The 6,777-nt window shown below is 65.1% G+C and carries 6 protein-coding genes and 3 pseudogenes; 2 read left to right on the top strand and 7 right to left on the bottom strand.

Translation table 11 applies throughout. The features are described from left to right. Window positions 1–42: 42 nt before the first annotated feature. Together AC5JJ6_RS34840 and AC5JJ6_RS34835 are read left to right on the top strand one after the other, a co-directional pair. Window positions 43–186: pseudogene (locus AC5JJ6_RS34840) on the top strand (IS3 family transposase); the annotation flags it as partial. 127 nt (window positions 187–313) lie between these two features. Next, window positions 314–535, top strand: a pseudogene (locus AC5JJ6_RS34835) (IS481 family transposase); the annotation flags it as partial. Here AC5JJ6_RS34835 and AC5JJ6_RS34830 read toward each other — a convergent pair. The 7 genes and pseudogenes from AC5JJ6_RS34830 to AC5JJ6_RS34800 all read right to left on the bottom strand — a co-directional run. Next, window positions 517–2,463 (bottom strand): diguanylate cyclase domain-containing protein, encoded by a 1,947-nt coding sequence (locus tag AC5JJ6_RS34830; RefSeq protein WP_496046432.1) that lies wholly within the window; start codon window positions 2,461–2,463, stop codon window positions 517–519. The pseudogene AC5JJ6_RS34835 and the gene AC5JJ6_RS34830 sit on opposite strands and share 19 nt — an antisense overlap. Before the next feature lie 812 nt (window positions 2,464–3,275). Then, window positions 3,276–4,240, bottom strand: a pseudogene (locus tag AC5JJ6_RS34825) (IS5 family transposase). A gap of 137 nt (window positions 4,241–4,377) precedes the next feature. Continuing rightward, window positions 4,378–4,755: a hypothetical protein gene (locus AC5JJ6_RS34820; RefSeq protein ID WP_496046431.1), complete on the bottom strand. Its 378-nt coding sequence runs from the start codon at window positions 4,753–4,755 to the stop codon at window positions 4,378–4,380. 57 nt (window positions 4,756–4,812) lie between these two features. Then, window positions 4,813–5,562 (bottom strand): response regulator transcription factor, encoded by a 750-nt coding sequence (locus tag AC5JJ6_RS34815; protein ID WP_496046430.1) that lies wholly within the window; start codon window positions 5,560–5,562, stop codon window positions 4,813–4,815. Between the two features lie 121 nt (window positions 5,563–5,683). Beyond that, window positions 5,684–5,851, bottom strand: coding sequence for a hypothetical protein (locus AC5JJ6_RS34810; RefSeq protein ID WP_496046429.1), 168 nt, complete (start codon window positions 5,849–5,851; stop codon window positions 5,684–5,686). Window positions 5,852–6,132: 281 nt separating this feature from the next. Beyond that, window positions 6,133–6,540, bottom strand: a complete 408-nt coding sequence (locus tag AC5JJ6_RS34805; protein ID WP_496046428.1) for a hypothetical protein — start codon at window positions 6,538–6,540, stop codon at window positions 6,133–6,135. Further along, window positions 6,522–6,777, bottom strand: a 256-nt coding sequence (locus tag AC5JJ6_RS34800) for a PRC-barrel domain-containing protein (RefSeq protein ID WP_496046427.1), incomplete at its 5' end; no start/stop codon positions are given. The genes AC5JJ6_RS34805 and AC5JJ6_RS34800, both read right to left, overlap by 19 nt.

Genomic DNA, 6,777 nt, shown 5'->3' with positions numbered 1-6,777 from the left:
CCCCGGCCTCACCCTACCCAAAGCCATCCAGACCGGCGATCGCTGCAACAAGGCGACGCCACGCTGAAGGGCGAACTCGTCGAGCAGCGCGACTACCTGACGCACGCCGAAGCCAGGGCTGACATTTTTCAGTTCCTGCAGGGATGGTACAACAAGCACCGCCTTCATTCTGCGTTGAGCTACATCACACCAGAGCAGAAGGTGGCGGCGTTCCAGGCGGCTGCTTCAGAGCTGCGTAACACTGTCCGTGAAAGCGGGGGAAGGCCAGCGGGTGGCCGAGGCGGTGGAGCGCCGCGGCCTGTCCATCTTCCCCGCCGGGGTGCGCTGCGTCTGGCAACGGCACGACCTCGAGACCATGAAGAAGCGGCTGAAGGCGCTCGAGGCCAAGAGCGCCTAGCATGGGCTGGTGCTCACCGAAGCCCAGATTGCCGCCTTGGAAACGGCCAGGCAGGACAATGAAGCCCACGGCGAGTTCGAGAGCGAGTGCCAGGGCTACTGCGGCGCCCAGGACACCTTCTACGTCGGCACGATGAAGTTTGAAACTGACGGCGCGGCGCGCGCCAGCGATGCTGCTAAACCGGGACAAGGCATTGCAGTGTGCACCGTTCTATTCCGCCCGGTACGCTTTGCCTCGTACAGGCATTGGTCAGCCATTCCGATGAGCGCAGCCGGTCCGGTTGCCTCCTCGCCTGGCACTGGCCAGATCGTCGCTCCACCTACGCTCACAGTCACAACGCTCCCGGGCAGCCCACTGGCCTCGTGCGGCAGGGCCAGAGCTTCGACCTCAGCTCGTACCCGCTCAGCCACGGCCGCAGCGCCCATGGCATCTGTTTCTGGCAGCAAGAGCGCAAACTCCTCACCGCCATAGCGGGCTGACAGGTCACTGGCCCGGCGCACGGTGCCGCCGAGCACCGCTCCCACCAGCCGCAAGCACTCGTCACCCTTTTGGTGGCCTTGGGAGTCGTTCATCGCCTTGAATCGATCCACGTCAACCAGCAGCACGGAAAGTGGCAACTCGGCCCGCGCGCAACGCCGCCATTCCCGTCCAAGCGCATCATCCAGGCTGCGTCGGTTGGCGATGCCAGTAAGACCGTCAAGAGTGGCCAAGCGCGCCAGCTCAACCTCAACCCTTTTGCGCTCAGTCACATCGCGCGATACCACGACAAGCCCATCCTTCTTCCCTGTTAATGGGTCACGGACGGCGCGAACGGTGGACTCCATCCAGATCCAGGTGCCGTCAGCCCGACGACTGCGGTAGCAAAGTGTGGCCTCCGTATCGTCATCGCTTTGCTGCAATCGGTCTGATGCTGCAGCCACGGCTCCTGCATCGTTGGCATGGATCTCATCTCGTGGACGGCGCCCAACAAGTTCTTCCGGCGCCCGGCCGAGGATGCGGAACGAGGCGGGGGAGACATATCGGCGTAAGCCGTCCGGGCCTATGCGCGTCACCATGTCGGCACAGTTCTCAGCAAGCAGACGGAAGTTGGCTTCGCTCTCATGTGTGGCGGCCTCAGCCTCCTGGCGCTTCCGCATCGCGCGTCCCAGAGTGAGCGATGCCAGGAGCAAGGCGCCCACCAGGACAAACGCGGCCAGACTGACCAGGATGGCATGCTGTCGCCAGCCTGCCTCAATGTCATTGATCGAGAAGGAGACCGCAACCCGGAGGGGCGCTCCTGCGACGCTTGCGAAACTGTGCATCTTGCGTTCGCCGTCGAAATTGGAAACTGCGACAAACTGGCCGCTCTCGCTCTGCATGGCGCGCCGGTAGACTTCAGTCGCGCTGACATCGCTGCCGATGAAGGCGTCGCGGTAGGGCACGCGCATCACGATCGTGCCGTCCTCGTGAAACAGCGTCAGGGATCCCTTTGCTCCAAGATCCATGGCCTCGAAGCGTTCCCGGACGGAGTTGAGACGGACCGCCCCAACTGCAACACCGCCGAAGCTACCATCAGGTGCTGGCACACGACGGCTGAAGGCAAGGCTCGCGTCGCCGCTCAGCCTGCTTCGAAAGGGTTCGCTCACGTGCAATCCGAGCGCCGCATTGTCCCGGTGAGCTCGGAAATAGCCTCGGTCAGCAAAGTTGCCTTGCAGAGGCCCGTCAAGCCGCGACGAGGCCACGATGTCGCCGCGCGCGTCCAAAAGTAACATGTAGCCAAGGTTCTTTGCAGCAGCGGCCCGGTCGAACAGCACCATGTTGCGCAGCTGCGGCTCGAGGCTCATGACACCCAAGACCTGGCTGTTGTCCGCCGCACCCTTGAGAGAGAGGTCGAGGCTCTCGACAGTTCGCTCGATCTCTGTCGCCATGGCGCGAGCGAGATTTCGACCAGACTGGCTGGCGCGATCCCAGGTATCCCTGCAGGCTTCGAGCAGAGCTTCGGCGACGAGGCCGCAGAATGCTGCTGCCACCGTCAGGGTAACCGCGGTGAGATGCCAACCTTTGAAGCGCCAGGGCCGGAGGTTCATGGAATCTTCCCGAGCCGGGCCCTATAAGCGGCCCTACGTTAACTCACGGTTCCGTGATATCGGCGTGGATGCCGCTTGTCCAGCGTAATGGCGCAATCAGTGCGCAAATTATTCATGCTCAGAAACCACTACAAGAATCTGATGCCGCCGCGGTAGCGAGATGTCGAGCTGGTCGTGCAGCCGCGGGCTTGCCGGGCGAGGCGCTCGGCTAGCGGGTCGGAGCCCGCGGTGGTCCGTTCCGGCACGTTCGTGTTCCTCCGCGCCCTACGCAAAGCAGCGAGACGCTGCCGGATTCGGCCTGCTCCGGCGGCGTGAGAGGCCGCACCCTAATAAAGTTGCAACCCCTGAGCTCGAGTTTGGCCAATTAGGCAGCGTGACAGAGGGCGTAAGCGATGCCCTTGCGGAGGGCTGGCGGGAGTTTCGTAGCGTCGAGGGCGTGGCGGGACAGCGCAAAACCCTGCTCACTCCAGATCTCCCGCCGTACGGTGGCAAGGCTGTCAGCAAAGGTCGGTCGCTGCTTGTGGTACCAGGCGCTGGCTGAGACCCGGAGCTGGGCACGGCTGTTGAGGCGCGACGCCAGCAGGGCGACGACCGAGAACAGGCCGAGCAGGCAAGGTGTGGTGCGGGCAATGGCTTTGTCCGACCATTGCCGTTGGGTCTCGACGCCGAGGTGGTCGCGGACCTCGCGGAAGGTGACTTCCAGCTGCCAGCGCTGGACGAACCAGCGGACGATCTGTAGCGGCTCCTGCGCCAGGTCACTTTGTTGCAGGGTTCGGCGGTACGGGCGCGTTGAGCCCGACCCGTGTTTCGGGTCATGTGATGCGGACGTAGTTCGGACGCCCGAGGTCGAGCATTCGGTTCAGCACGCCGGCCGCGATGGCCACCTCGGTGGCCTGACGGCCATCCGTTTGGGAACGTAGGCCATCGCCGATGACGCGCTTCCAGCGCGAAACGTCGGCCTCCACCAGGGCGCGATTGTTGTACCCTGATGCCCGCTGCCATCCCATGCGGCCCCGCTCGGTGATACATCGCAGATGCGCATCGCGCTGCGTCGGTATGGTCTCGGCCGCGCCGCTTGGCACCGCATTAGCGCGCGGCGGCACGATGATGGCCGCATTGGCATTGCGCGCCGCGACCTCGGCGTAAACGTTGTCGCTGTCGTACGCGCCGTCGCCGGTGAGCGATGCCACCGGCCCGTCCATCTGGTCAAGCAGGAAGCAGACCTGGGAGCCGTCGTCGGCATCCCGGTCCGTCAGCACGCTTGCGGCGATCTCGCCGGTGTCGGCGTTGGTGGCGAGATGCAGCACCTTCCAAGACCGGCGCCGCTTAGTGCCGTGTTTTTCCTCGAGCCACTCGCCCCGACCGCAGAGCTTGAGCCCCGTGCTGTCCACCAGCAGATGCACGGGCATGCTCCCCGCCTTTGGGCGGGGCACCTCCAGCGTCTCGGCCCGGCGGCTGAGGGTAGAGTGGTCCGGCACGGGAAGTCGAGGCCCAGCAGCTGCAGAAGGGAGCCGATCAGGCCCTCGGTCTGGCGCAGCGCCAGGCGGAACACGGCACGCAGCGTCAGGGCGGTGGCGATCGCCAGCGCGGAGTAAGCGGGCTGCCCGCCCCGGCCGGTGCGCGGCTCGGCGGTCCATGCCTCGACCGCCTCCGGCGTGAACCACACGGTGAGGCTGCCGCGGGCGCGCAGGCCCGCATCATACTTGGCCCAGTTGGTCACCCGGTGCCGCTGCTTCGGGATGTGGTGGCGCCGAGCGGCGTTCGCTTTGAACGGCAAGAGGGATGCCCCTGCAGGATGAAGGGGTCTCGCCCCGATCTCACACTACCCGCAGCCGCTCAGGCGGGCGACCGCTGCAATAAGGTCCTAGGCAGGACCACCTTCGTCGGTTCATCCACCTCCGTACACCAGTGCGTCTAACCGGCGGAAGTTGGTGCCCATAGTTTAGCGCCAAGGGCAGCAAAGGCGACATCCGCCGCAAACGCCTGAAGATCCTGCAGCACGGATCTCAGCAGCTTCGCCTCCGCGGCACATAATCCAGCATCATTCTCGTCATCTGATGCGAGGCGCGCAACCAACACCTCCACCTTGCGTGCAAGAACCGCGAGCGTCTGTGACGGCGCGGCAGCAAGGCTGGCCACCACCCCAAGGCTGGTGTCGTCTGCGGCATCCTGCTCCAGCCATTCGTCGGTGCCGACCTCGGCTGCAAGTTCTTCAACCTTGGGCAGCCGAACCTTCGTGCGATAAGCTGCATCCACGAGCCGTTCAGTGGGAAAGAGCAGGATCTCAGCCATGATCCGGGCTTCCTAAACCTGATTGAGAGGAGGTTAGACCTTTGCAGGGTTCTAGGATCACCGAGCGTGCAATGTTGCGGTCGCGCTCAGGCTGTAGCCGCCATTCTCGGTCAGCAGCAGGCGCGGCTGGCCGGCATCGCTCTCGATCTTTTGGCGCAGCCGGTAGACATGCGTCTCGAGGGTGTGGGTGGTGACGGTGCTGCTATAGCCCCAGACCTCGTTCAGCAGGACCGGCCGTGGCACAGACCTGCCACCGGCGCGGTAGAGGAACTTCAGGATCGCGCATTCCTTGTCCGTCAGCCGGATCTTGCGGTTGCGGGCCGTCTCCTGCAGCAGTCGCAGGCTGGGACGGAAGACATAGGGGCCGATCAGGAAGGTGGCATCCTCGGAGTTGTCGAACACCCGCAGCTGGGCCCGCACCCGTGCCAGCAGCTCCGGCAGCCGGTAGGGTTTCGCTAGGTAGTCGTTGGCGCCAGAGTCGAGGCCGCGGATCACGTCCTGCTCGGCATCGGCGCCGGTGACCATGATGACCGGCATCCGACGCCCGTCGCGGCGCAGCTTGGCGCAGAACTCCCGGCCATCCGCATCCGGCAGCCCGACATCCAGCAGGATGGCATCGTAGCGGGCGCCTGCACTGGCCAGCTTGGCCTCTGCCTCGGCTGCGCTCTCCGCCTCATCGGCGCTGAACTCACCACCAGACAGGATCTGCTCGGCAAGGGTGGCACGCAGCGCGGCATCATCCTCGACGATGAGGATCTGGCGGAGGGCGGGCATCGTGGTCTCCAGGGGGACAGAGAAAGGCCTCATCGCGGCCTCCGAATATCGTCTACAGGTTGATTTCACGCTGCACAAATCACTCAAACGCGAGTTTTGTCTCAAAATTGCCGCGCGCATCTGAGTGTCCTGGTAGCTTTAGAGCGGTTCCCCATCAGTCTGCGTCATAGCCGGCTGCGGTGATGCCCCGGTCGTCCAACTCGCGGCCGATCGCCATCCGAAGGCGAAGCCTCTTCAGCCGATCGGCGTCTCGGTGCCGACGCTCCTCGGGCGAGATCTTCGACTTCGCAGGCGTCGTCTGGTCATCAGGGGGCAGGCTCATGCCGCGAATGTCGGTCGCCTCCACGCTCGTACTGGCCGCGGCCGTAGCGCTCGCGCCCCTCAAACCAACCGCGGTCGCCGGGCCCGAACACCTCCAGGCGGTCCCCGTCACGGTACTGCGCCGCCGCTGGGGCAGACGCGAGGGCCGCTCCCGCAACCAGGATGCCGGCGAGCAGTGCCGGGAGTGCGATGCTGCGCATGTCCTATCCCCTGTGCATTTCGTCCGTCTGCGGTCTGCCTGGGCGCCACCGCGGCCGCGCCGGCGCCCAGGGCACATGCGCCCTAGAGGAGGCCGGCTTCGAAGCGCGAGGTGTCGAGGCGCGGCCCTCCCGCCGCTTCTTCGTCCGTGCCGAAGGGTAGGGTGTAGGAACTTGCGCCCGGTTCGAAGCCGTAGCCGTAGCCGTAGAAGGGGTAGCCGTAGATGCCCGCTACCCAGCCAATGTCCCGGTTCACCAGCACACCCAGGATCCGGCCCTCGCGGCTAAGCGACACATCGGACACCCGGCCGTAGCCGACCCCGTTGCGCAGCCGCGTATAGTCGCCGACTAGTTCGGAAAGGCGGAACTCGCGCGGGCCCGCGATGGCTGTCTCGGGGCCGTCGAACAAGTCGTAGCGCTCGGCCGTGGCCTCGGTGATCGGGATCTGCACACCCTTGCGGCCAGGTGTCAGGTTCACCTCGCGCCAGGGCACGCGGAACGCAGCGTCGCCAATGTCGAGAACCCCCCCGCCTCCACAATGATCGCAGTGGCGCGACCCTCGGCATCAACGAAAATCTCCTGAACTTCGCCCATTTGATTGCCGTTCGGCCCGAACACGTCCTGGCCCATCAAATGCGAGGCGCGGAAACCACCATAGAGATCCTCAGCCTTGACCGGGGTCGTGTCCCTGGACGTGGTGTAGGAGCGGTGCTCCTGGCGGGCTGTGCCG

Source organism: Skermanella sp., from assembly GCF_059503625.1.
The sequence above is the reverse complement of the archived record's forward strand: the minus strand, read 5'-3'. Positions and strand labels throughout refer to the sequence as shown.